General features: G+C 54.2%; 23 protein-coding genes. 2 read left to right on the forward strand and 21 right to left on the reverse strand.

The genetic code is table 11. The features are described 5' to 3' along the window. Positions 1–9 precede the first annotated feature (9 nt). From ACT53C_RS05785 to mraZ, 19 genes are all read right to left on the reverse strand, one after another. Positions 10–1,989 (reverse strand): transglycosylase SLT domain-containing protein, encoded by a 1,980-nt coding sequence (locus tag ACT53C_RS05785; protein WP_476145238.1) that lies wholly within the window; start codon positions 1,987–1,989, stop codon positions 10–12. Between the two features lie 32 nt (positions 1,990–2,021). Continuing rightward, positions 2,022–2,204 (reverse strand): hypothetical protein, encoded by a 183-nt coding sequence (locus ACT53C_RS05790; protein ID WP_194749199.1) that lies wholly within the window; start codon positions 2,202–2,204, stop codon positions 2,022–2,024. 21 nt (positions 2,205–2,225) lie between these two features. Then, a complete protein-coding gene (lpxC, locus tag ACT53C_RS05795) occupies positions 2,226–3,161 on the reverse strand; it encodes a UDP-3-O-acyl-N-acetylglucosamine deacetylase (RefSeq protein ID WP_194749198.1) in 936 nt (311 codons plus the stop codon). Positions 3,162–3,268: 107 nt separating this feature from the next. Further along, positions 3,269–4,429 (reverse strand): cell division protein FtsZ, encoded by a 1,161-nt coding sequence (ftsZ, locus tag ACT53C_RS05800; protein WP_194749197.1) that lies wholly within the window; start codon positions 4,427–4,429, stop codon positions 3,269–3,271. Between the two features lie 83 nt (positions 4,430–4,512). Continuing rightward, positions 4,513–5,751, reverse strand: coding sequence for a cell division protein FtsA (gene ftsA, locus ACT53C_RS05805; protein WP_476145239.1), 1,239 nt, complete (start codon positions 5,749–5,751; stop codon positions 4,513–4,515). Between the two features lie 36 nt (positions 5,752–5,787). Next, positions 5,788–6,492, reverse strand: coding sequence for a cell division protein FtsQ/DivIB (locus ACT53C_RS05810; protein WP_194749195.1), 705 nt, complete (start codon positions 6,490–6,492; stop codon positions 5,788–5,790). Between the two features lie 17 nt (positions 6,493–6,509). Then, the gene (locus ACT53C_RS05815) at positions 6,510–7,430 is read right to left on the reverse strand and encodes a D-alanine--D-alanine ligase (protein WP_476145240.1); all 921 of its coding nucleotides are present in this window, start codon (positions 7,428–7,430) and stop codon (positions 6,510–6,512) included. Then, the gene (gene murB / locus ACT53C_RS05820; RefSeq protein WP_476145241.1) at positions 7,427–8,332 is read right to left on the reverse strand and encodes a UDP-N-acetylmuramate dehydrogenase; all 906 of its coding nucleotides are present in this window, start codon (positions 8,330–8,332) and stop codon (positions 7,427–7,429) included. Before murB ends, ACT53C_RS05815 begins: the two co-directional genes overlap by 4 nt. Then, entirely contained in the window at positions 8,329–9,738 is a 1,410-nt protein-coding gene (gene murC / locus ACT53C_RS05825) for a UDP-N-acetylmuramate--L-alanine ligase (RefSeq protein WP_476145242.1), read from the reverse strand. The genes murB and murC overlap by 4 nt, the downstream gene beginning before the upstream one ends. Further along, positions 9,735–10,829: an undecaprenyldiphospho-muramoylpentapeptide beta-N-acetylglucosaminyltransferase gene (gene murG, locus ACT53C_RS05830; protein WP_476145243.1), complete on the reverse strand. Its 1,095-nt coding sequence runs from the start codon at positions 10,827–10,829 to the stop codon at positions 9,735–9,737. Before murG ends, murC begins: the two co-directional genes overlap by 4 nt. Then, positions 10,826–11,992, reverse strand: coding sequence for a putative lipid II flippase FtsW (gene ftsW / locus ACT53C_RS05835; RefSeq protein ID WP_476145244.1), 1,167 nt, complete (start codon positions 11,990–11,992; stop codon positions 10,826–10,828). Before ftsW ends, murG begins: the two co-directional genes overlap by 4 nt. After that, on the reverse strand, positions 11,977–13,347 hold the full coding sequence (gene murD, locus ACT53C_RS05840; protein WP_476145245.1) for a UDP-N-acetylmuramoyl-L-alanine--D-glutamate ligase: 1,371 nt from the start codon (positions 13,345–13,347) through the stop codon (positions 11,977–11,979). The genes ftsW and murD overlap by 16 nt, the downstream gene beginning before the upstream one ends. Before the next feature lie 28 nt (positions 13,348–13,375). After that, the gene (mraY, locus tag ACT53C_RS05845) at positions 13,376–14,479 is read right to left on the reverse strand and encodes a phospho-N-acetylmuramoyl-pentapeptide-transferase (protein ID WP_476145246.1); all 1,104 of its coding nucleotides are present in this window, start codon (positions 14,477–14,479) and stop codon (positions 13,376–13,378) included. 7 nt (positions 14,480–14,486) lie between these two features. Then, a complete protein-coding gene (locus ACT53C_RS05850; protein WP_476145247.1) occupies positions 14,487–15,851 on the reverse strand; it encodes a UDP-N-acetylmuramoyl-tripeptide--D-alanyl-D-alanine ligase in 1,365 nt (454 codons plus the stop codon). Beyond that, positions 15,848–17,278 (reverse strand): UDP-N-acetylmuramoyl-L-alanyl-D-glutamate--2,6-diaminopimelate ligase, encoded by a 1,431-nt coding sequence (locus tag ACT53C_RS05855; RefSeq protein WP_379073435.1) that lies wholly within the window; start codon positions 17,276–17,278, stop codon positions 15,848–15,850. Before ACT53C_RS05855 ends, ACT53C_RS05850 begins: the two co-directional genes overlap by 4 nt. Then, a complete protein-coding gene (locus ACT53C_RS05860; RefSeq protein WP_476145248.1) occupies positions 17,275–19,002 on the reverse strand; it encodes a peptidoglycan D,D-transpeptidase FtsI family protein in 1,728 nt (575 codons plus the stop codon). The genes ACT53C_RS05855 and ACT53C_RS05860 overlap by 4 nt, the downstream gene beginning before the upstream one ends. Positions 19,003–19,027: 25 nt before the next feature. Next, positions 19,028–19,306 (reverse strand): cell division protein FtsL, encoded by a 279-nt coding sequence (gene ftsL / locus ACT53C_RS05865; RefSeq protein ID WP_194749185.1) that lies wholly within the window; start codon positions 19,304–19,306, stop codon positions 19,028–19,030. Positions 19,307–19,342: 36 nt separating this feature from the next. Beyond that, on the reverse strand, positions 19,343–20,332 hold the full coding sequence (rsmH, locus tag ACT53C_RS05870) for a 16S rRNA (cytosine(1402)-N(4))-methyltransferase RsmH (RefSeq protein ID WP_379073434.1): 990 nt from the start codon (positions 20,330–20,332) through the stop codon (positions 19,343–19,345). Next, positions 20,329–20,775: a division/cell wall cluster transcriptional repressor MraZ gene (gene mraZ, locus ACT53C_RS05875; protein ID WP_275356553.1), complete on the reverse strand. Its 447-nt coding sequence runs from the start codon at positions 20,773–20,775 to the stop codon at positions 20,329–20,331. Before mraZ ends, rsmH begins: the two co-directional genes overlap by 4 nt. A gap of 331 nt (positions 20,776–21,106) precedes the next feature. Between mraZ and ACT53C_RS05880 the strand changes: the two genes are divergently transcribed. Beyond that, positions 21,107–21,481 (forward strand): glutaredoxin family protein, encoded by a 375-nt coding sequence (locus tag ACT53C_RS05880; RefSeq protein WP_476145249.1) that lies wholly within the window; start codon positions 21,107–21,109, stop codon positions 21,479–21,481. 332 nt (positions 21,482–21,813) lie between these two features. Continuing rightward, the gene (locus tag ACT53C_RS05885) at positions 21,814–23,010 is read left to right on the forward strand and encodes an OmpP1/FadL family transporter (protein ID WP_476145250.1); all 1,197 of its coding nucleotides are present in this window, start codon (positions 21,814–21,816) and stop codon (positions 23,008–23,010) included. Between the two features lie 69 nt (positions 23,011–23,079). Here the strand turns inward: ACT53C_RS05885 and ACT53C_RS05890 are convergent, their stop codons facing one another. Then, positions 23,080–24,246, reverse strand: a complete 1,167-nt coding sequence (locus tag ACT53C_RS05890) for a mechanosensitive ion channel protein MscS (protein WP_476145251.1) — start codon at positions 24,244–24,246, stop codon at positions 23,080–23,082. 105 nt (positions 24,247–24,351) lie between these two features. Continuing rightward, entirely contained in the window at positions 24,352–25,962 is a 1,611-nt protein-coding gene (locus ACT53C_RS05895; RefSeq protein ID WP_476145252.1) for a GGDEF domain-containing protein, read from the reverse strand. Positions 25,963–26,120 lie beyond the last annotated feature (158 nt).

The raw sequence follows: 26,120 nt of genomic DNA on the forward strand, positions 1-26,120 counted from the left end.
AACCGCCGCTTACTCTTGCTCTGAAATCGTGATCGTGGTGGTGACCGTGTCAGCCTCTGCCACACTGCGTGCGGGGATCGTCCCCAGACGTTTCTTGAGGGTCACCACCGGCAAGCCCAACCGCGCAGCGTACATATGCGCATTGGCCAGTACTTTTTTCACGTAATTGCGCGTCTCGCTAAACGGGATGGTTTCGGCATAAATTGCGCCTTCCAGCGGCGTACTGGCCGCCCAGCGACGTGCACGGCTGGGGCCGGCATTGTAGGCAGCGGTGGCCATCACCTCCTGGCCATTAAACGTATCCAGCGTGTAACGCATGTAATAGGTGCCCAGATTCACATTGGTTTCGATGTCATGCAACATGCCATCATGGTAGCTATTCAAGCCGAGTTTTTTGGCGATCCATTTGGCAGTAGCAGGCATCACCTGCATTAAACCACCTGCGCCCACCGATGACTTGGCGTAGTGCATAAACCGGCTCTCCTGCCGGATAATGCCATAGACCCAGGCTTCATCAATCTCCCGGCTGCGAGAGGCTTTTTGCAGATAATCGCGGTAGGGCGTAGGGTAACGCAACTCAAAATTATGGGTACGGCTGGTTTTGTCTGCCGCCAGCACCGCCAGGTCAAACCAGCCTTTCAGCATGGCATATTGTGCGGCGACGATACGTCCGGGATCATCCAGCGCTTCCAGCAGGTACATCCACTCCAGCCTAGCCTCGTAGCGCGCCTCGACGTCAAACAAGGCTTCCATGCGTTTGACTGCCGGCTGCCGGGAAAACTGCCGGACTTCGTCGTCAGCGGGTTGATAAGTGGCCGTCGGCTCACCCAGCATTGGCCCCAATTCTTCAGCAGCCAGCCAGCCATAAAAATGCCGCTCCTGCGAGAGTTTAGCCAACAAGGCATTGGCTTCTGCAGGCGTCCCCTTCATCAGCAGCGCACGTGCTTTCCAGTACCGCCAGGCGGGCTCTTCGGCCAAGACTGGCGGCATGTCAGAGATCACCTTCAGCAATTGGTTCCAGTCCTGCTGACGCAAAGCGGCCCGTGCATACCATTCCCACTGCTCGTTATTGAGCACAGAGGCCGTCACTTTGTTAAAACTTTGCAAGGCTTCCGGCGCGTGTTTACGTGCCGCTTCCAGTGCGATATAAGCCTGAACCAGTTGTTTTTCTTCAGCATCCAGCAAGCCGTTATATTTTTGATAACTGGCCCGCGCGACCTCGATCTCAGCCTTGGCCTGTCTATGGATGATATACATGTATAACGCCCGGCCATAAGCGCTGCGGTCCTGAATCGTGCCTTTTTTCAGCGCCAACGCCGGGTTTTGCGTGACTTCGTCCAGTTGTTTAAACAAGGCAGCATCTGTTTTGCTGCTACGTTTGGCCATCGCTTTGGCCAGGCCCGGCTTATTGGCAAACAGCGCGTCCCGATACAGGGTCAGTAACAACTTCTCGTCGAGCACGCCCACTTGCTGCAAGGCTTCCAGCATGCCCTGACAATCGGGTGGCAGGTCTTTGCCCGCCAGCAACAGTTTCTTGCCGTCCTCGTAGGCATTCGGATCATCCATGGCGATCCCGGCCTGAATCTGATAACACTGGTTACCCACATCGTTGAGGCTGTAATACATGGGCATTTGCGCACGCATTTCAATAAACTGGTCCCAGAACTGCAAGCGGCCCAGTCGTTTCAACCACAGCTCACGCACCCGCTGCGACAGCAAGGATTCATTGTTTTCCTGCAAAAACGCCTGCACCTGGTTGTAAGAGAGTTGATCCAGAGTGAGGATCATCTGCCAGTATTGCAGATAAGGCAGCAACGGCGAGCGCTTTTGCCTGAGCGTATCAGTAGCTTCGGATAATTGGGCGAGGTTTCTGGTTTGATAGGCCTGTTTGGCCTGTGCATAGACCTCGGCGTCGCCAGCGAATGCAGCGGTCGCCACAATGAACAGCGCAGCAGCCAGTGCCACGAAAAAGGGGAATCTAGTCTTCATGCATTAACGATCACGTGATGGCGTGATCAATTTCAAATTCTGGCCAATCGACTGAGGAAAAAGAACAACAGCAACAACAGGATGACCACAAACCCACCGCGCCAGACTGCCTTGAGCCAGCGCCAGTAGCGTGGCTGCCCGGTCTGCCAGCTCAGCAAGCCCAGGATCAGGGTGCTCAACACCAGCACGGCAAACAAGATTCGTATCCACCACATTGTGATCTGCCTGGACGCGGTTTACGCCGGTAACAGCGGCGCCGGACTAAAATAGTCGCGTTGTTTGACAAAGCCAACCGGGGCATGGGCGTCGTTATCAAACGTACAGTATTCCCAGGCACTTTCATCAGCCAGCAGGGCGCGCAGTAACTGGTTATTCAAGGCATGCCCAGATTTGAACGCAGTAAACTGTCCGACAATCGGATAGCCCAGAATATACAAGTCGCCAATCGCATCGAGGACTTTGTGCTTGGCGAATTCGTCTTCATAACGCAAGCCACCGCCGTTCAGGACCTTGTATTCATCCAGCACAATCGCGTTGTCGAGGCTGCCGCCTTTGGCGAGCCCATTGGCCCGCAGGTATTCGACCTCATGCATAAAGCCGAATGTGCGTGCACGGCTGATCTCGTCCACATAGCTCTGGCTGTCGTAATCAATGGTGACCGTTTTGCCAGAAAACTCGAACACGGGGTGTGCAAAATCAATGGTAAATTCGGCTTTAAAGCCATGGTGCGGCGTAAACTTTGCCCATTTATCGCCTTCGCTTACTTCTACCGGCTTGAGGATACGCACGAATTTTTTCGGTGCCTCCAACTCAGCCAGTCCGGCCGTTTGCAACAGATAGATAAACGGTCCCGAGCTGCCATCCATGATGGGCACCTCGGCGGCCGTCAGTTCTATCAATACATTGTCTACCCCCAAACCGGCGAGGGCAGACATTAAATGCTCCACGGTAGCCACGCGCGCACCTGAAAACTCTAGGGCGGAGCTCAGGCGAGTGTCATTCACTGCCGTCGGGGCGACCCGCATGGCAGGCGCATCGGGCAAATCGATGCGCTGGAACACCACTCCGTGATCGGCGGGCGCAGGCTTGAGCGTCAGCGTGACTTTTTCACCGCTGTGCAGCCCAACGCCAGTGGCGCTGATCGATTGTTTAAGCGTGCGTTGCTTTAACATGGTTTTCTCTACTGTTAATGATTGGCGACATTATAAGCCAATCGCTGTACTCACTCATGATTCATCTGGCCTTCCCTGTGCTGCACTCGGTTCCGCCAGGGGCATCATTAGTCAGCCTGCTTGCGCAAAAATGCCGGAATATCGTATTCCTCAATCCCGGAGTTCTTCATGGCTTCGACCTGCGCACGACGGCTGTTGCTGGTGAATACGGCTGGTTCGTCTTCTTCAACCGTGTTGAAGATCGGCTGGTTAGTCGTACCATCCCGCAGGGTAGTCATCACCTTGAGCTCAGGTTTGGCCTGGCGTTTGCCCACGGAACCGTTCAAGCCGGTGGCCACCATGGTCACACGCAGGTTATCGCCCATGCTTTCATCCATCACGTTACCGACGATCACGGTCGCATCTTCTGCGGTGAACTCCTTGATCGTGTTCATCACGTCATAGTATTCACGCATCTTGAAGCTGCCGCTGGCACTGATGTTCACCAGTACGCCACGCGCATTGGCCAGATTCACGTCTTCCAGCAATGGGCTGGCAACCGCTTGTTCTGCGGCAATCCGTGCACGGTTCGGACCGCTGGCTTCTGCAGAGCCCATCATCGCCATGCCCATTTCAGACATCACGGTCCGTACGTCAGCAAAGTCCACGTTCACCAGGCCTGGGCAGTTGATGATTTCAGCGATGCCAGACACGGCATTGTGCAAAACGTCATTGGCAGCACGGTAAGCTTCTACGACGGTCACGTCTTCACCCAGCACGTCCATCAGCTTTTCGTTAGGGATAACGATAAGAGAGTCTACATATTGGGAAAGTTCTTCCAGACCTTCCTGTGCGACTTTGGCACGTTTGCCTTCAAAGGCAAACGGCTTGGTCACCACGGCCACGGTCAGGATGCCCATTTCACGCGCCACTTCTGCAATGATCGGTGCAGCCCCAGTACCAGTCCCGCCACCCATGCCTGCGGTAATAAACAGCATGTCTGCACCATCAATGGTTTCGGCGATACTGTCGCGGTCTTCCAGCGCGGCTTCGCGACCGATTTCCGGTTTGGCACCAGCGCCCAGACCTTTGGTAATGTCAGAACCAATTTGCAGCACGACTTTGGCATGGCTCTTTTTCAAGGCCTGCATATCCGTGTTGGCGCAAATAAACTCAACGCCTGTCACGCTCTTGGTCATCATGTGCTCTACGGCGTTTCCACCGCAACCACCGACCCCAATCACCTTGATCACGGCGCCATCATTCTCTTTGTCAAAAATCTCAATCATACTCACCCTCCATTGCCTATTATTTGAGTGCTTGGTTTGCCCCGCACACTCGCCCTAAAACACATTAAAAAAACAATAAAAACCTAAAAGTTGCCGGTAAACCAGCGCTTCATTCGTTCAAACAATCTGCCAAATGACCCGGATTGCAGATCGCCTACCATTTGTTTCTCCACCTGCTGTTTGGCCATCAGCAACAAGCCGATGCCGGTGGCATAGCGTGGATTGCCCACCACTTCTGACAAGCCCTCCACATAGCGCGGCACACCCAGACGCACCGGCGTATGGAAAATCTCTTCGCCCAGCTCGACCATGCCGCGCATTTGTGCCGCGCCGCCGGTAATGACGATGCCGGAAGCAATCATGGATTCCATGCCACTGCGGCGCAGCTCTTGCTGCACAAACTCGTAAATCTCTTCGACGCGGTCCTCAATCACCTCGGTCAACGCCTGGCAGGACAACTGGCGTGGCTCACGGCCATCCACCGCAGGCACTTCCACCACTTCGCGTGGGTCGGCCAGCTGGCGCAAGGCACAGCCATGCTTGACCTTGATCTCTTCTGCCGACTGCGTCGGCGTGCGCAAGGCCACCGCGATATCATTGGTAATCTGATCACCCGCAATCGGGATCACTGCGGTATGGCGGATCGCGCCACTCTTGAACACCGCCAGGTCTGTGGTACCGCCACCGATATCCACCAGACATACGCCCAGCTCTTTTTCATCATCAGTGAGCACTGATTCACTGGAAGCCAGTGGCTGCAAAATCAGGTCGCTGACTTCCAGGCCGCAGCGCTTGATGCATTTGACGATGTTTTGTGCCGCGGCAATGGCACCGGTCACAATATGTACCCGCACTTCGAGGCGGATGCCGCTCATGCCCAGCGGTTCGCGCACATCTTCCTGACCGTCGATAATGAATTCCTGGGTCAGGATATGCAGAATCTGCTGGTCTGCTGGCAAGGCAATCGCACGGGCGGTTTCCACCACGCGGTCTATATCCATCTGCGAGACTTCGCTCTCCTTGATTTTCACCATGCCGTGCGAATTGAGGCTTTTCACGTGGCTGCCCGCAATGCCGGAATACACGGTATTGATCTTGCAATCCGCCATCAACTCCACTTCTTCAATCGCGCGCTGAATCGCCTGCATGGTGGAGTCAATATTCACCACCACGCCTTTTTTCAAGCCACGGGAAGCATGCTGCCCGACCCCGATCACTTTCAGGGTGCCTTCCGGCAAAATCTCTGCCGCAATCGCAACAATCTTCGAGGTGCCGATATCCAGCCCCACGATCAAATTTTTATCTTCTCTGACTCTACTCATGTGTTTTCCTTGACCTTCTTTCTGGCAATGTGCCGCCTACGCCCCAGGCCGTGGCATGCGCAAGGCAAAGCCATTCGGGTAGCGTAAATCGGCATAACGCCAGTCGCTCTCTGCAATACTTGCTTGCTGACGGTAAGCCGTCACAAACTGTTGCAATCTTTGTTTCGCGGCTTCACGCCCCAGCATCATCTGGCGGCCATCCGCTGTTTTAATTTCCCAGGCACGGCGCGAGGACAGGCTCAGTTGCTGTATCTGTAGCGGTGTGCCTGACAGCATCTGTGCAAAACTGGCATAGCCTTGCGCCACTTCTTTCACGGCATCGCCCGGCCCATAAAAGGTGGGCAATTGCTCATCTGAGGCGGCCTGAAACAGTTCGCCATGCTTGTTAACCAATGCCACACCACCCCAACGACCCAGGGCCTGATGCTCTTCAATCTGTACCACAATAGTGTCTGGCCACTGGCGACGGACGGCCACCTTGCGCGCCCAGGGCAGTTTTTCAAAAGCGGTACGCGTGCGTTGCAAATCCAGCGTATAAAAATTGCCCTTCAGGTATTTGCGCACGATGAGCTGGATCTGCTCATGGTTCACATGATCGAGGTTGCCCTCCACCTGTACCTGCTTGACCGGGAAGATGGGCAAATGCAACACCACAAACAACAAGGCGTACAACAGCATCACCACTGCCAGTGAAAACAGCAGATTGGCAATCCAGTTCAGCAATGTTGGTCTATCCCACATCGTCTCAGTCGTCCTCGTTACGCGTCACGCAAGGTTTGTTGCAAAATACGGATCACCAAGGCATCAAAGTCCATGCCGGCCGCTTTCGCTGCCATCGGCACCAGGCTGTGATCGGTCATGCCTGGGCTGGTATTCACCTCCAGAAAATAGTGTTTACCGGCCTCATCCATCAAAAAGTCCACCCGTCCCCAGCCTTTGCAGCCCAGCACCTTGAACGCCTGCACGGCTTCAGCCTGGATCTGTTGTTCCTGCTCGGCAGACAAGCCACAAGGGCAGCGATACTCGGTGTCGTCGCGCAAATACTTGGCTTCGTAATCGTAATATTCGTTTTTGGGCACAATGCGCACGACAGGCAGTGCGGTCTCGCCCAGAATACCGACGGTATATTCACCGCCACCGACAAACTGTTCGGCAATCACCAGCGGGTCTGACTGTTTGGCCAATGCATATGCTGCCTGCAAATCCCCCGCCAGCTTGACCTTGCTGACACCGATGCTGGAACCTTCATTGGCTGGTTTCACAAACAGTGGCAAGCCCAGTGCCGTCACGACATTTTCAACATGGGTACCGTCATCCATGAGCACATAGTTAGGCGTGGTCACGCCCGCAGCCGTCCACAACAATTTGGTGCGCCATTTATCCATGCCCAGCGCCGACGCCATGACGCCGCTGCCGGTATAAGGGATGCCCATTAACTCAAGCGCGCCCTGTATGGTGCCGTCTTCACCAAAGCGGCCATGCAAGGCAATAAAGGCACGGTCAAACTGCTTGAGCGCCGACAAGTCCTGGCTGGCCGGATCAAAGGCATGCGCATCCACGCCCTGGCGCTGCAAGGCCGCCAGCACCGCCGAGCCACTTTTGAGCGACACTTCGCGCTCGCCGGAACGACCGCCGAACAACACGGCCACTTTGCCAAATTGAGACTGACTTGTACTCATGCTTGTAAAACACCTTCCCCAATTACTTTTACTTCTTGCACCAATGCCACGCCCTGTTTGGCGCGCACGGTGGTTTTCACGTGCTCAATCAGGGCTTCAATATCCGCCGCGCTGGCCTGCCCCAGATTCACAATAAAGTTGGCATGCTTTTCAGAGACCTGCGCGCCACCGATGGTGGCCCCCTTCAACCCTGAAGCTTCAATCAGCCGCGCAGCAAAATCGCCTTCAGGATTTCTAAAGGTAGACCCTGCACTCGGCATATTCAGTGGCTGGCTGGCCAAGCGCTTGGCCAGCAACTGCTTGATCTGTTCGGCAGACGCCTTGCCATCGCCAGCAGGGACGGCAAACCAGCCGCCCAAAAACCACTCATCTGCTGCTGGATGGGTCACATGCCGATAACTGGGCTGGTATTCTGCTTTCATGCGCGTTTGTACCAAGCCTGCACGGTTAATCGTTTTCACTTCACTGACCCACTGCCAGGTTTCACCCCCATAACAACCGGCATTCATTGCCAGCGCGCCGCCTACGGTGCCAGGAATCCCTGCCATAAACTCGGCGCCTGCACGGTCCTGGCTGGCCGCAAAGCGCGCCAGCTTGGCACAGGTCACGCCAGCATCCGCATAAATACGCTCACCGTGCATCTCCAGCGCTTGCAGCGCCTGATGCATGACCACCACTGTGCCGCGCACTCCACCATCCCTTACCAGCAGGTTGCTACCCAGGCCAATAAAAGTCAGCGGCTCGCTGGCCGATAATTGCTGCAAAAACTGCTGCAAGGCTTCTACGCTGTCAGCCAGCACCAGGCGATCCGCCGGGCCGCCGACACGCCAGCTGGTATAGCGGGCCAAAGGCTCGTTCTTGAGCACTTGCAAGCCTGAGGTTTTCACACGGGTGGCACTCATACGCTAGCCATTTCCCGTGTTTTGGCCGCCACGCTACCGATATTGCCAGCGCCCATCACTACCACCACATCGCCAGGCAACACACTCTCAAGAATGGCTGCAGGCAGCTCTTCGGTGGTTTCCACAAAGCGAGGCTCCACCTTGCCGTTGACGCGGATGGCGCGGATCAGGCTGCGCGTATCCGCCGCCACAATCGGTGATTCGCCCGCCGAATACACTTCGGTCAACAGCAAGGCATCCACGGTCGACAGTACTTTTACAAAATCTTCAAAACAGTCGCGGGTGCGGGTATAACGGTGCGGCTGGAAGGCCAGCACCAGACGGCGACCCGGGAAGGCGCCGCGCGCGGCTGCAATCACCGCCTGCATTTCAATCGGGTGATGCCCGTAGTCATCCACCAGCGTGAAGTGTCCACCGGCATGCTCGCCTTGACTGATCGGGATTTCACCATAACGCTCAAAGCGACGGCCCACCCCGCGGAACTCAGCCAGCGCCTTGAGGATGGCGGCATCCGGTACATTCAACTCAGTAGCAATCGCAATTGCCGCCAGCGCATTCAGCACATAGTGGTGGCCGGGCAGGTTCAAAGTCACTTCATTACGCACGGTCACGCCGTTTTTGCGCACCAGGGTGAAATGCATCTTGCCGTTGTCGGCAAAAATATTTTCCGCGCGAATCACGGCCTCTTCGTGCGTGCCATAGGTGGTCACCGGCCGGGTGACGCGCGGCAGGATTTCACGCACATTGGCGTCATCGATGCACAACACAGCCATGCCCCAGAAAGGAATCTGCTGCAAGAACTCGACAAACGCGGTTTTGAGTTTGTCAAAACTGTGCTCGTAAGTGTCCATGTGGTCCTGGTCGATATTGGTCACCACTGCCATGATCGGGGTCAGGTGCAAGAACGACGCATCAGACTCATCCGCCTCTACCACGATCAATTCACCGGTACCCAAGCGCGCATTGGCGCTGGCCGCTTCAAGCTTGCCGCCAATCACAAAGGTCGGGTCCATGTCGGCCTCTGCCAGAATGCTGGCAATCAGGCTGGTAGTGGTGGTTTTGCCATGCGTGCCTGCCACGGCGATGCCTTGCTTGAAGCGCATGAGTTCGGCCAGCATGACCGCACGCGGAATCACGGGCACTTTGCGCGCACGCGCGGCGATGATTTCCGGGTTTTCTTCATTGATCGCACTGGATACCACCACCACATCTGCATTGCCAAGATGCTCGGTGGCATGGCCCTGAAACACGGTGGCGCCAAACCCTTGCAAGCGTCTGGTGGTGGCATTGCTGGCCAGGTCTGACCCGCTGACTTCAAAGCCCAGGTTCAGCAGCACTTCGGCAATGCCGCTCATGCCCGAGCCGCCGATGCCGATAAAATGAATTTTTTTGACTTTATGTTTCATAGTGCTTTAAGTTTTCCGTTGTTCTCGGCCAGTTGCTGGCAAATCGCTGCCACCTGGCGCGTGGCCTGTGGCCTGGCCAATGCGCGCGCTTTTTGCGCCATCGCCAGGCAAGTGGCTCTATCCAGTGTTTGCAACAAGGCGGCCAATGAGCCAATGTCCAGGTCACGCTGTTGAATCAGCTGCGCCGCGCCTGCTTGTGCCAAATACGCGGCATTGGTGGTCTGGTGATCATCCACCGCAAACGGGAAGGGCACCAGAATGCTGGCAGCGCCCACATTGGCCAACTCCGCCACGGTCAGGGCTCCAGCCCGGCAAATCACCAGATCTGCCCAGGCATACACTTCTGCCATGTCATGAATAAAGGCGCGGCAATCAGCCGCCACACCTGCCTCGGCATAGGCTTTTTTCAAAGCCTCAATCTGTTTTTCACCAGACTGATGAATGATCTGTGGCCGCGCATTGGTCGGCAACTGCGCAAAAGCCTGTGGCAACAAGGTGTTCAATGCCACCGCGCCCAAACTGCCGCCAACCACCAGGACCCGCAACACGCCGTGATGCTCGGCAAAACGCTGTTCGGGTGTAGGCAAGGTGGTAATGCCTTCACGTACCGGATTACCGACCATTTCCCCTTTAGGTCCCAACGCATTGGGGAAGCCGGTCAATACCCGATTTGCCAGCTTGGCCAGCACTTTATTGGTCAACCCCGCCACCGAGTTTTGCTCATGAATCACCAGCGGTACGCCAGCCAGCTTGGCCATGACGCCGCCTGGAAACGCGGCAAAGCCGCCCATGCCCAGGACCACATGTGGTTGATACTGCTTGATCGCCGCCCGTGCCTGTGAAAATGCACGCGCCAGTTTGACTGGCAATGTCACCCAGCCCATGAGGCCTTTACCGCGCACGCCTTGCATGGTCATCATGGCTTTTTCATAGGGTTTATCTGCAATCAGGCGGTTTTCCATACCCCCCTCGGTGGCCAGCCAGACAATTTGCCAACCTTGTGCATGCAAGGCATCGGCCACGGCCATCGCAGGATACACATGGCCGCCAGTGCCGCCCGCCATCACCAGTAATGTGTATGCACGGGTCATGACTGCAAGCCTTTCTGCAGACGCCTGTTCTCGAAATCAATGCGCAGCAGCACCGACAAAGCGATGCAATTTGCCAAAATGCCGCTACCACCGTAAGACAAAAGTGGCAAAGTCAGGCCTTTGGTGGGCAACAGGCCCATGTTCACGCCCATATTGATAAAACCCTGCACGCCCATCCAGACGCCGATGCCTTGTGCCAGCAAGGCCGAGTAATAACGCTCATTGGCAACGGTTTCTTTGGCAATGCTAAAGGCGCGGATCACCAGCCAAGCAAACAGCAAGACCACGACCAGCACACCCACATAGCCCAGCTCTTCCGCCACCACGGCCAGTAAAAAGTCAGTATGTGCCTCTGGCAGGTAGAGCAGTTTTTCCACACTGCCGCCCAGACCCACGCCCCAAAACTCACCGCGACCAAACGCGATCAGGGCATGCGATAACTGATAACCGGTATCAAATGGATCATCAAACGGATTCAAAAAGCCTTTCATGCGCTCCAGACGATAGGGTTCCATCACCACCAGACCAATCACTGCCAATGGCAAGGCGCCCAGCATGGCCAGAAACACCTTGAGATTGACGCCCCCCAGCCACATGATGGAAAACGCAATCGAGGCCGTGACAGCAAACGCGCCAAAATCGGGCTCTTTCAACAGCAGCACGCCGACAAACACCATCACACCCAGCATGGGTAAAAAGCCTTTTTTAAAGCTGTGCATGCTGCTGGCCTTGCGCACGGCATAGTCGGAGGCATACATCGCAATAAACAGCTTCATGAGTTCTGAAGGCTGCAGATTCATGATCAACAGGGAAATCCAGCGGCGACTACCATTGACCACTTTGCCGATGCCGGGGATCAACACCAGAATCAGCAACACAATGCCGGCAATAAACAGGTAGGGCGACATCTTTTGCCACCAGGCCATGGGCACTTGAAACACCACGATGGCCGCCCCCAAGCCGACAGAAATATACAACGCCTGACGCACCAGGAAGTAAGTGCTGTTATGGCCAAACATCTTGCTTGAGTCGGCGTAGGCAATGGAAGCCGAATACACCATGACCATGCCAAACGCCAGCAGTGACAGCACCACCCACACCAGCGACTGATCATAGCTGGGCGAGTTATAGCGCTCACGCGACATCATCAACGGCCCAAGCATGCGGCCTCCATGGCTTTCACAGCCTCGACAAATACCTGTGCGCGGTGTTCGTAATTGCGGAACATATCAAAACTGGCGCAGGCAGGGGACAGCAAGACCGCATCGCCCGCCTCAGCCAGTGTTTTGGCAATATGCACCGCCGCGGTTAGATCAACGGCATCGACCACAGGCAATTGCAAGTGCTGCAAAACCTGTTGAATTTTGGGACCATCACGGCCAATCAACACCACAGCGCGTGCATGGTGCAACACGGCATCACGCAAGGGATTAAAGTCCTGGCCCTTGCCGTCGCCGCCCGCAATCAGCACCACTTTTTGTGGTTTGCCCTGTTTGAGCATGCCGCTGATGGCAGCGCAGGTCGCGCCGACATTGGTGCCTTTGGAGTCATCATAAAAGTCGACATCCTCAATATTGGCCACCCACTCCACGCGGTGTGGCAAGCCGGCAAACGACTGCACGGTATGCAGGATGGAAACTTTGTCTATGCCGATGGCCTGCGCCAGCGCAATGGCAGCCAGGGCATTGGCAATATTATGTTTGCCGCGGATCTGCAGGGTATCGGCTTCAATATAGTGGCGATTACCCGCGCACAGCCAGCCTGCGTCATTGAGGCCGTAATCATTGATGCTAGGGGCCGGGTTAACGCCGAATGAAATCTGCGGCATGGCACCAGCCAAGGCCATGCTGGCAGGATCATCACGATTTACCACGGCAATGCGGGCATGCTGGTAGATGCGGGCCTTGGCCTGCGCATAATCGGCCATGCTGTCGTATCTATCCATATGGTCCTCGGACAGATTGAGCACCGTGGCAACATCAATCTCCAGGCTGTGCGTGGTTTCCAGCTGAAAACTGGACAGCTCCAGCACATAAACATCTGGCGCAGGCATGTGCAGCGTATCCAGCACGGGCAAACCGATATTGCCAGCCACAATAGTATTGAGTCCGGCCTGTTTGCAGATTTCGCCCACCAGCGAAGTCACGGTGGTTTTACCGTTGGAGCCAGTGATGGCAATCACCTTGGCATAAGGCGCACGGAAGCGCGCAAACAGCTCGACATCACCAACCACGGCTTTGCCTTGTGCCATCAGATCGGCCAATACAGGCTCTTTCAGTGCCACACCCGGGCTGGCCACAATCAAATCCATCGCTGCCAGCAAGCTGCTATTGAAAGGTCCCAGATGGTATTCGACCTCGGGAAATTCTTCTTGCAGGCGATCCAGGCCTGACGGATGCGGGCGTGAGTCAAACATCACCACTTCTGCGCCCATACCACGCAGCCAGCGCAACGCCGAGAAGCCGGTATCACCCAGTCCCAGGACAGCAATGCGTTGGTGTTCGAAGTGTTTTTTCATGTGTTTGCCTGACAATGACGTTTTCGTCTTATCTCAATTTCAGGGTGGATAATCCCACCAGCACCAGCATCATGGTAATGATCCAGAAACGCACGACGACCTGTGTCTCTTTCCAGCCCTTTTGTTCGTAGTGGTGATGCAAAGGCGCCATCAAAAAGATGCGTTTGCCGGTACCAGTCATTTTTTTGGTGTATTTGAAATACAGCACTTGCGCGGCCACCGAGAAGGTCTCAATCACGAACACGCCGCCCATGATGAACAGTACGATTTCCTGACGCACAATCACGGCGACCACGCCCAGGGCCGCGCCCAGCGCCAATGCGCCGACATCGCCCATGAACACTTCAGCCGGATAAGCGTTAAACCACAAAAAGCCCAAGCCCGCACCAGCCATTGCCGCGCAGAACACCATCAACTCGCTGGCGCCAGCCACATAGGGAATCCCCAGGTATTTTGAAAACACGGCATGCCCGGCGACATACGAGAAAATCGCCAGCGCACTACCCACCATCACAGTAGGCAAGGTCGCCAGACCATCGAGACCATCGGTCAGGTTGACGGCATTGCTGCTACCGACAATCACCAGGTAGGTCAGCACAATAAAACCGGCGGCACTCAGCGGAAACACCAGGTGCTTGAAGAAAGGCACAATCAGTGTGGTTTCTACAGGGGTGCTGGAGGTCGCGTACAGAAAGCCTGCCACGCCAAAACCGATCAGGCTTTGCCAGAAATATTTTTCTTTGGCAGACAGGCCCTTGGGATTTTTAAAGACCACTTTGCGGTAGTCATCGACCCAGCCAACCGCACCAAAACCCAAGGTAGTGATCAACACCACCCAGATAAAGCGGTTATGCAAATTGCCCCAGAGCAAGGTAGACACGGCGATGGCGACCAGAATCAATGCGCCGCCCATGGTCGGGGTGCCGGCTTTGACCAGATGAGTTTGTGGACCATCATCACGCACCGCCTGACCGACTTTGTATTCGGTCAGCTTGCGTATCATGGCCGGGCCGACCAGGAATGAAATCGCCAAGGCCGTCAGTGTCGCCAGCACGGCCCTGAAGGTGATGTAGTTGAATACATGAAAACCATGCACATCCGAAGCCAGCCATTTTGTTAGTTCTAGTAACATACTCTTCCTATTTCCCCACCTGTTCAGTGGCTTGCGCCTCAACCAACGCCTGTACCACGCGCTCCATTTGCATGAAGCGTGACCCTTTGACCAATACGATGTCTTGCGCAGTCACCGCCTGATTTAAGGCCTCGACCAGGATGGGCAATGACTCAAAATGTTGTGCCTGCGACCCAAACGCCTGCGCAGCGGCTTTAGTCAGGGTACCCAGTGCATAAAACTGACGAATACCCCGGTCTTTGGCATAGTGGCCAATCTGTGCGTGCATGGCCTCAGCATCCGCGCCGAGTTCGCCCATGTCGCCCATCACAAACACGGTATTCGCGCCCAGGCTGCTGAGCACATCGAGCGCCGCCTTCATCGAATCCGGATTCGCGTTATAAGTGTCATCAATCAGGCGCGCACCACAGGCCGCGGTTTTTTGTTGCAACCGGCCCTTGACGCCTGCAAACCGGGCCAAGCCTTGCGCCACTTCGGTCAGACTGACACCCGCGGCCAGACAGCTCGCAGCAGCGGCAAGTGCGTTCATCACGTTGTGAGCACCTGGCACGGCCAGCGTGACCTCGACAGACTCATCTTGAAAGCTAAGCTTGAACTGACTGTCACCATCCAGCATTTCACCGTGCACATCGGCGGCCTGCTGCATGCCAAAGCTCAACACCCGGCGCGCAGGATTCAAGCCGCGCCAGTAATCGGCAAAGTCGCTATCGGCATTGATCACGGCGACCCCGTCCGCAGCCAATCCGGCAAAAATTTCGCCCTTGGCCTTGGCAATGTTTTCCCGAGACCCCAGTTCACCAATGTGCGCAGTGCCCGCATTATTGATGACCGCCACATTTGGCCGCGCCAGACGCGTCAGGTAATCAATCTCACCGAGATGATTCATGCCCATCTCGATCACGGCGCACCGGTGCGTTGCGCGCAAACGCAACAGGGTCAGCGGCATGCCGATATCGTTATTAAAGTTACCGGCGGTGGCCAACACCAGATCGGTGCCGCCGACATGCCCTTGCATAATCTCGGCAATCATTTCTTTGGTGGTGGTTTTGCCGTTACTGCCAGTGACCGCAATCAGTGGCAATGCCAATTGCTGGCGCCACCAGCTGGCCAGCTGGCCTAACGCCAGGCGGGTGTCTTTCACCAGCACGGCAGGCAAATCGGTCTCTACGGGCTTGCTGATCAGCGCTGCCACCGCGCCTTGCGCAGCCACTTGCGGCAAAAAGTCATGGCCGTCAAATTTCTCACCCGGCAAGGCCACAAACAATTGCCCGGGTAGTACGCGGCGACTGTCAGTATCTACCGAAGTCACTGTGACGTCGTTGCCCAGCAAAGTGCCTTGCAATACCTCGGCGATGGTTTTCAGCGCAATCATGCGTTCACCTTTTTCTTCAATGCGCTTTGCACCCACTCCGCATCACTGAACGGATAGCGGATGCCCTGGATTTCCTGATAGTCTTCATGCCCCTTGCCAGCCACCAACACAACGTCGCCTTTACCCGCCTGGCTGACCGCCAATGCAATCGCCTTGGCACGGTCAGTCTCGACCGCAGCTTCACGGCGCATACCCTCGGCAATCGCCGCAATAATGGCGTAGGGATTCTCACTGCGCGGATTGTCATTGGTCATCAACACCAGATCGGCCAATTCATCAGCAATGCGCCCCATTTCACTGCGCTTGCCACTATCACGGTCACCACCACAGCCAAATACACAAGTCAGCTTGCCGCGGGTTTGCATGCGCAAGGTATGCAGCGCTTTCTCCAGCGCGTCCGGCGTATGGGCATAATCCACCACCACCAGCGGCAGGTCGCCACCACCAAACATCTGCATGCGGCCAGCCACCGGCACCAGCCCCGACACAGCCTGCAAGGCGGCAGGCAAGGCTACCTGGTTGGCCAGCAGGCTGCCCAGTACCGCCAATGCGTTATACACATTGAATTGGCCCAGCGCGTGCAATTGCACTTCGCCAATGCCATGCGGTGTACGCACCTTGATTTCAAAACCGGTGGCATGCATGGTCACGGCCGTGGCACAAATATCTGCTTCAGGTTGCAAACCATAACTGATCACGGTTTTGCCCTGCTTGCGCAGTTCGGCAATCAAGCTGGCACCAAAGGCATCATCCAGATTGATGACCGCGGCTGACAGGCTCTGCCAGTCAAACAATTTGCGTTTTGCAGCCTGATAAGCCTCCATGGTCAGGTGGTAATCCAGATGATCACGCGTCAGGTTGGTGAACACAGCCACATCAAAGGCCACCCCATTCACACGCCCCTGATCCAGGCCATGCGAAGACACTTCCATCGCCACCATCTGCACCTGGTCCAGCACAAAGTTGGCCAGCATGTTTTGCAACTCTACCGGGCCCGGTGTGGTATTTTGCGTGGGCTGCAAGTCTTCGAGCACGCCATTACCCAGTGTGCCAATCACAGCAGACTGCCGCTGCAAAAAGCGGTAAGCCTGCGCCAGCCAATGCGTGACCGTGGTTTTGCCGTTAGTACCGGTGACACCTACACACCACAACTGCTCGGATGGATTTTTGTAAAACTGGCTGGCGATATGGCCCACCTGATATTTCAGCTCGGGAATCGCAATATTGTGGACTTGCCAGTCAGGGTTCCAGTCAAAGCCCTCACTATCCCAGATCACAGTATTCACACCTTTGGCAATGGCATCGGCGATGTAATCGCGGCCATCGCTGTGCTGACCAGGATAAGCGAGGAACAAGCCATGCTTTTCCACCTTGCGGCTATCTGCCGTGATGCCATGGACGGGCGCGGGAATAATGTATTTACTCACATCGCCTCCTTGACTTCAGCCGCATCCGCAGGCGGCGTCACAGGCAGCGCATTGCCGTCTTGCGGGATCACCAGCATGCGCAACACATCATTCATCACCGCGCTAAACACCGGCGCCGCCACACTACCACCGTAGTATTCGCCATTGCTCGGTTCGTCTATCATCACCGCCATAATCAGGCGCGGATTAGAGGCGGGCACCATGCCAACAAACGAACCCACATATTTGTCGTGCTCATAGCCATGGTCACCGAGTTTGTGCGCCGTGCCGGTTTTACCCGCCACGCGGTAACCAGTGACTTGCGCTTTGATCGCGGTGCCGCCAGGCTGCACGACCAGTTCCAGCATGTCCTTGACCGAATTGGCCACTTTGGCTGAAAACACCTGACGCCCAACAGGTGGCTCGGAGAGTTTATTCAGTGTCACCGGCAGCAATTCGCCCTCGTTGGCAAACACGGTATAAGCCCGCGCCAACTGCAACAAGGTCACGCTGATGCCGTGACCGTAAGACATGGTGGCCTGCTCAATCGGACGCCAGGTCTTGTAATCACGCACCTTGCCAGAGGCCTCGCCCGGGAACCCGATTTTGGTCGGAGAGCCAAAGCCGAGTTGCACATAGGTGTTCCACAATTGCTCGCGGTTTAAATCGAGCGCCATTTTGGCCGAACCAACGTTGGAGGACTTCTGGATCACCTGTGACACCGTCAATACCTGATTCGGGTGTGCATCGTGAATGGTGGCGGTCCCAATACGCAAAAAGCCGGGGGCAGTCTGGATTTTGGTATCGGGCTGGTAAGGACCAAACTCCATGGCTGCCGCCGCAGTGACCGGCTTCATGGTCGAGCCCGGTTCAAAAATATTGACGATGGCCGAGTTGCGCAGCTTGCTGGCGACATTGACCGGATTGTTTGGGTTATAGGTCGGGATATTGACCAAGGCCAGCACCTCGCCGGTTTTGGCATCCAGCACCACCGCTGCCGCCGCTTTGGCTTTGTGTTTTTCAACCGCACGCGACAACTCGCGGTGCACCACATATTGCACGGTGCGGTCTATGCTGAGTACCAGATCCTGACCATCATGCGGCAGTTTGACCGCGACCAGATCCTCGACAACATGGCCCTTGCGGTCACGCACGAAGTCTCGCTTGCCCGGTGTGCCAGACAGAACATTGTTGCGGAAGAGCTCCATGCCCTCCACGCCAGTGTCATCCACGCCCGTGAAACCGACGATATGCGCCGCCACTTCTGCCGCAGGGTAGAAGCGTTTGTATTCTTTTTGACTGAATACGCCGGGCACTTTCATCGCCATCACCTGTTTTGCCACATCGGGCGCCACTCTCCGTTTGATATACACAAATTCTTTTTTCTTTTTCTGCAACTTCTGTTGCAGCTCTTTGGGCGGCATCTCTAGCAATTTCGCCATTTGCTTAAGCTGCGCCGCCGTAAACTGTACGTCGGTCGGGTTAGCCCATACCGACTCCACTGGCAAGCTGATCGCCAATGGCTTGAAGTTACGGTCATAAATCTTGCCGCGATGTGGCATCAACACCACTTTGCGCCGCGAAAACGCCTCACCCTTTTTAATCAGGTAATCCTTGTGCAAGGTTTGCAGGTAAAACCCGCGCCCCAGCAACAGGACAAAACTCAATAGCAGCAAGACCAGCAGCGTTCTTCTGCGCCAGGCCGGCAGCTTGACCAGCTTGTGTTGGCTTTCCTTAAGCAACATGACTCTTGATCCTCGTCACGCCTGCTCAGGGCGCCGCTGGCGCATCCAGCAGAATGACCTGCGTTTGCTGCATGCTCGGGCTGTGCATATGCAAACGGGTGGTCGCAAACTCTTCCAGGCGCGAATGCATGGCCCAGGTGCTCTGCTCAATTTGCAACTGGTCATACTCGGTCATGTACTGTTTGGTCAGCATTTCTTGCCGGTCCAGCTCAAAATACAGTTTGCGCGCCTTGTATTGGGCCGTGACCACACCCAGCGCCATCGCAATCGTCAATGCAAACAAAATCAAATTGAGCCGGATCACTGGTCTAAGCCTTGTTCAAACGATGGCATCATTTAACTACTGCACCGTGGTGCGTTCAGCCACGCGCAAAACCGCGCTGCGTGAACGTACATTTGCTGCCACTTCAGCCTTGCTTGGCTTGATCGCCTTGCCCACGGGCATCATGCGCGGCTGTGGCAAGTCTTTGGCGCGTACAGGCAAGCCTGCGGGCAGGTTGTCGCGATCGGCTTCCGACTGAATAAAGCGTTTGACGATGCGATCTTCCAGCGAATGGAAGCTGATCACCGCCAGACGGCCTTGCGGGCGCAACAAACGTAAGCAATCCGGCAACACTAGCGAGAGTTCCTCAAGCTCTTGATTGACGAAAATCCGTAAAGCCTGAAATGTGCGCGTTGCAGGGTTCTGGCCCGGCTCATTCTTGGGGATGGCGCCTGCCACGATCTTGGCAAGTTGTCCTGTAGTGGTGATGGCATGCCCATCTTCGCGCTCTTTAACAAGCGCCCTTGCAACCTGCTTAGCAAACCGTTCTTCACCATAATCTTTAATCACCTCCACCAATTGTTTTTCTGGCATTTCAGCCAGCCACTGCGCCGCAGTCTTGCCGCGGCTTTGATCCATACGCATATCCAGCGGCCCGTCAAAACGGAAACTGAAACCACGCTCACCCTCATCAATCTGTGGCGACGAAATCCCCAGATCGAGCAAAATGCCATCCACTGCCTGCACACCCAATGACTCAAGCACCTCCGCCATGGAGGAAAAATGTGCATGCACCATGCTAAAACGCGCATCGGCAATCGCCTGCCCATGCGCAACAGCCGCCAGATCACGGTCCAGCGCGATCAAACGGCCTTCACTACCCAGCTGGGAAAGAATGCGGCGACTATGTCCGCCACGGCCAAACGTCCCGTCCACATACACGCCATCCGCCCGCACATTCAAGGCATCCACCGCCTCATGCAACAACACGGTGATATGACTGGCGGCGGCTGGTGACACTGACGTTTCCGTCAAGGACGCGGGCGCTGACTTCGCGCCCCGCGTCATAGCGAGAATCCTTCGAGTTCTTGTGGAATCTGTAATTGATCCGCCGCCATCAGGCTTTCCAGCTGCTGATCCCATGCGGCCAGATCCCACAATTCAAAATGACTACCCTGCCCGACCATCATCACCTCCTTGTCGAGCTTGGCAAATTTGCGCAGTACAGCATTCACCAGCAAGCGGCCCGCAGAATCCAGATGCATCACATCTGCCTGACCGACGATCATGCGCTGAATACCACTGGTTTGAGGATTAAAACTGGACAAACTGGTCAGCTTGGTCTCAATCGGCTCCCAAGCTGCTTTTGGATACAAAATCAGGCAACGGTGAGGATGCGCAGTCAGCACAACCTCCCCCTGCCCACCGGCCGTCAGGGCGTCACGATGCTTGGCCGGCACACTTAGCCGCCCCTTCGCATCCAAACTCAACTGTACCGCCCCGCGAAACATCAATTTTGATCCTTAACCCTATTTCTTGTTGAAAAAAGGAATAATTTCCCACAATTCAACACAAAATCACCCTTTTGCACACTATAGATAAAAAAAAAGTGCTTGGCAAGCACTTTGGGTGAAAAAATCTCTTTTAAAGACAATGACTTAGAGCATTTTAACAAAGCAATTCAAATCAACGCATTGGCGCAATTAATACATAAAGTTGTTTAATAAGGATAGCTATCCCATTGAAATTATTGAATAATTAAAAAACAGTATTTTCGGGTGATTTTTTAGGCAAAAAACAGGTCTAGGCAAGCATGCCCGCCATTCCACATACACTCTTTTGATGAAACTTTCCCCACGCTTAAACTTCCTGATTTTAGGGACAGCGATTTTGCTGGCCATGCAATGGCATACCTGGTGGTTTTACCTGAACCCGCCACTAGATTTTAGCCATGGGCAGGTGGTGCTCTACGCCACCGACTGGTGCCCCTATTGCGAAAAAACGCGCGCACTGCTGGCAACGAAAGGCATTCCCTATAAAGAAATGAATATCGAAACCTCAGAAGAAGCGCGCAGCCAATACCAGCGGCTGGCGGCAAACGGCGTCCCCGTCTTATTAGTGGCAGGAGAGGTGGTGCGCGGCTACCACCAGCAGAGAATGGAAGCCGTATTGGATGCCTGGCAACGGGAACACAAACCAGCGGCTCTAACCAAATAATACGACTGACGCTAAACCATTAACAATGCCTGACATGCGCTTATTTAGCCTAAGGCCCCCTCAAACAGACCACTCAACAATGATTACCGCTATAAACATATAGGAAAACTTCCTTAAAAAAGATATGCTTTTGCAAAATTGGCCCATGCATCCCTGTTTAATCGCCCAATCAAATACGTTGTAAAAGCGGTATAACTGGCGGGTCCGAATACATAGTTAAAAAGTTAACTTATCAATTAGACCCTAGCCAAAATTAGACCCCAGTCATGCCACCGATGATATTCCGCACAATTCGTTTACTCACACTCCTTTTAATGGCAATGAGCCTGCCAGTGAGGGCGACCAATGGCATTCTGCTCATTGGTTACGGCGCTGAATCCACCCTGATGGGCGGGGCGGATACCGCTGTGGCACGGGATACCAGCGCACTAAATACCAACCCGGCCGGGTTGGTGCAAATCAAGAGCAAGCAGTTCGATGCTTACGGCTCACTGCTGCGCACCACCCATCTCGAACAGGTTGACGCGCGCAATGACCAGCACGCAGATAATCGTTACACCTTATTGGCTGGTGGCGGATATGCACAAGCACTGGAGGATCTACCCTGTACCGCGGGCATCGGCTTTTTTACCCAAGGCGGGGCCGGGGCGGTGTTTAAGCATATCAACACGCCGTTTGGCACCAATGACGAAATGTACTCTTTGTTTGGTATCGCCAAAATCACGCCGGGCATGGCTTGCCAGGTGAATGACCGTTTATCCGTCGGCGCCGTACTGAGCATCAATTACGCCAGCATCAAGCAAGGTTTTTTTTACAACACTTCTGTCCCGAACAACGTATTTTCAGGGTTTAAAAACAAAGGTGCAGATACGATACGCCCAGGCTTTAAGGTAGGCGTGCAATATCGACTGGATGAGCAATGGACACTGGGCTTTAGCTACACCGAAAAAACAGAATTGCCACTGACTGGCGGGACATCATTGGTGAATAATGGCGCATCCGGGGTGGTCCGTTATCGTGACTTGAGCATTAAGGGGTTTGCTCTGCCGCGCGAGGTAGCGATTGGTGCTGCATTCAAACCGGATGACCGTTGGCTGCTCTCCGCCAAAATCAACTGGATACAATGGAGCGATGCCATTAAGGATGTCACCACCACCTGGCAAGATCCTGACAATCCATCAGCAGCGAGTCAACTGAGAACGGTCAACCCGCAGAACTGGCATGATCAACTGGTCTACGCGCTGGGCGCGGCCTATCGCTACGACGACAAAACGACGCTATATGCAGGTTACAACTATGGTAAAAATCCGGTACCCAGGCAAAATTCCAGCGCGCTGCTGGCGGCGACCCTAGAACAACACATCACGCTGGGCATGGCTCGCAAGCTTGATTCCAACTGGAAAATCACCAGTGGTATCGAATGGTTGCTGCCCAAAGACGTGACTTACAATAGCAATGTGTTCGGACAAAATACCGAAGCGAATAACGGCGGTTTTTTCCTGCACATGATGCTGAGCAAACAGTGGTAAACAGACACAGGTTAAGCTGAGTTCAGCTTAACCTGCCAGATGACGTTCACTGGACAATGGCGCTAGCCCTTAATGTCCCTGACCGCTTTTAAGAAGGTCAGTGTTAAATCCAAATACCTTGCCCGCCCAGAGAAATATGACCCAGGCGAGCACCCCAAACGGCAAATACCCGGCAAAGCCCAGTAGCGGCATTTCGACATAAATATGTATCACATTCACGTAAGGGATATCGTATACCCAATAATTAGGGTTGGTGACTGGCAATACGGGATGCGCGCTACCATAGTTCCACACTTCCCAGAACAAGCCGTTAATGATGGCACTCAGCGCCATCAACAGTACTGGACTCCAATTGCCTTTTGCGACATCGGTAAATGGCGTCCAGATGCCACGCATTATCAATATGGCGCTAATGCCGATTAAAGGCGCAATCCACATGGCCCAAAATAATGGATATGGCCAGAACGGCACGGCAGCCAACAAGACAAAGCTCAGGTATAACATCGGCTTGGCCGGCAGTGAGAGCGCTGGACCTTGTGCATAGCGTGCGACAAATTTTGGAAACGCATTGAGCAAGGTATACCACTCAAAAATCGCCGGCCACACAGTGGTATACGCAAACAGAAAAATCCATACGATCTTGGCATGGCTTAATGCAGGAATATCATCTGTATTGGGGTAGTACCAGTTACCCAAGGCAAAATAATCAAAATACTCAAAGAAATACCAGCCGCCTAGCGAGACAGCCGCACTGATCAGAAATGTCTTGGGGCGGCTGGCAAACAGCGAGTAGCCGCCCGCATAGCGGAATGTCAGGCCATCGAGCACAAAGATAAATCCCCACCACATGGGGGTAAACGCGTAATACACCAGATCACCAAACGGGGTCGTACGCGCCCACATCAACCACCAGAAAAACAGCGTGACCACCATCCCGGCCCAAAACCACCAAGGCAAGGCGCGCAGAACAGGCTGCGGAGAAGGGGTGACCGGCTTAAAGCCGAACCATTGCGGGAAGATTAAAAAAATCGCAACCGCAGCTTCGAGCAGTGCAATGACAACAAACACGATCAAATTAAAGCCAGGCGGGTCTTCAACAAACTGCGGCGGAAAAATACCGAAACCAGGTGGAAGATGCGTAGATGGATAAGCAAACCAGGATGAGATCAATGGGATGAGTATCATCGCCAAAATGGTCATCACCAGCGCAGAACGTGTTGTTGCAGTTGCAAACATAAACTCCCCCTTGATTAATGAACGATGAATTGCCCCAATGCTGCGCACTGATGAACATGGCATCCTCAGCGCAACTTATCTTGCCGTGTTACGGCTCTTGTTTTGTTATTGTATCTTGCGCACACGCTTATTTTCATACATGCGCATATCTGCCAAACGCATAAACTCAGAGATATTATCAACCTCATAATAATAGGCGGACCCTGCGCTGGCCCCGGAAAACTCAAATCCCTCACGGCGCATATTTTCAACCGCCTCTTGCAGCGCCCGCTCTACAACGACCACCTCACCTTTGTGGCTTAATACGGCAAACTCGTCCCCGCCCAATCGATACAAAATGAGCGTACTGCCTAAATAATGCTGATATTTTTTTGCAAAACAGATAAGCAATTCGTCCCCACGTGCATGGCCGTAATGATCGTTATAAAACTTGAGTCCATCCAGATCAATAAAGGTCAGGCTACTCTGCATGGGCAACCGATCCAGCGCTTTTACAAACGCATAGCGATTAGGCAAGCTGGTTAAAGCATCCGAATTGGCCACTTTTTCCGTCATACCTAGCGCCTCTAATGCCTCTTCTTTTTCTTGGTGCAATTGGGCAAATTGAAAGGAAAGCACCAATGCCAGCAATACCACCTCAATGGCCACACTCACCAAGCCCAGATGTTCGATATACAAATCAAACTGTTGATGCATTTTGCTGAGGCTGATCGTAATAATGCCCGACACAAAAAACAGGCTAATCGCGATTAAATAGCGTTTGGCAGTGGCATTTTTACGCTGGCTTTGCCTGATGGCCGTAGCCAGTCCATAACATAAAAACAGCCCAACTTCATAGCGGCAAAACTCCAATGCCCAATTGGGGAAAGCAATGGCCAACAACAAAAACAAGACCATCACCACCAAAATCACCCGCCCCGCCGCATAGAGTCGCTTGTGTTGATACGGGTTGATTTCCAGCAAATGCATCACAAACAGGATGTACGCAATACTGGAAAACAGGATAGGCATCGAAGCCCAATAGATGGAGTGAAGATTAAACAGGTCGGAAAGGACCAGCAGGGCGGCACTGTTAAAAAGAAAATTACCCGCAATAAAAATGGCATACATGGCTTCCACTTTACGATTACGGCTGGTCGCCAGTACCGTATAGTAGATGCCCAACCCCCAAAAGACCCCCAAACCAAACAGCGTCAGCGCATTTCCACGCTTGATGGCATGCATGTAACTGGCCTCATCATCTAAATAAGGCTCGGGAATCGCCAAATAATTGGTAGAAATCAATTGCGTGGCCAAGACATATTTTCCTGGTGCCAGATTGACACTGCGGCCATGCCTCAAGAAAAAGGGATTCTCAATTCGACGGCCAATCCCCCCTTCCAGCTTCGCCACCTCATGCCCTCGCTCGTCATACACCTGATGCTGGAAATACTCTATGGTACTGGTATTTTTGAAATCAACCACATACGCGTTGTTTGTCTTGATTTCAAACGAAGCAATATAAAGATAATGCCCGCCTCTCGGACTCACCGTCGCAACAGGCGCGTACTTTTGACGCAGTGGATCAGAGAGAAACTGCTGGGGACTTTGCCCGCCTTTATAGGCATGGACTAGCGACCAGACACCCTCTATCGATTGAGGAGAGGCCTGCACCAAGCCAATGGACAGCACAGCGATGATGATCGCTATGATCCCCCTGCCCAAGCTACTCAACATCCCCATCATCCATCACCGTTTTTATTTATTAATACGCAAACTATACAAGAAAGTCTCGCGATCGCACAGCTTCAAAGGCGTTCGGCTACGCCGCTCTTAACACCTCTTTTCGAAACGCCAGATTGATCGAAAATCAATCACCGCAACAGTGACAGACC

This window comes from Methylophilus sp. DMC14, from assembly GCF_056314085.1.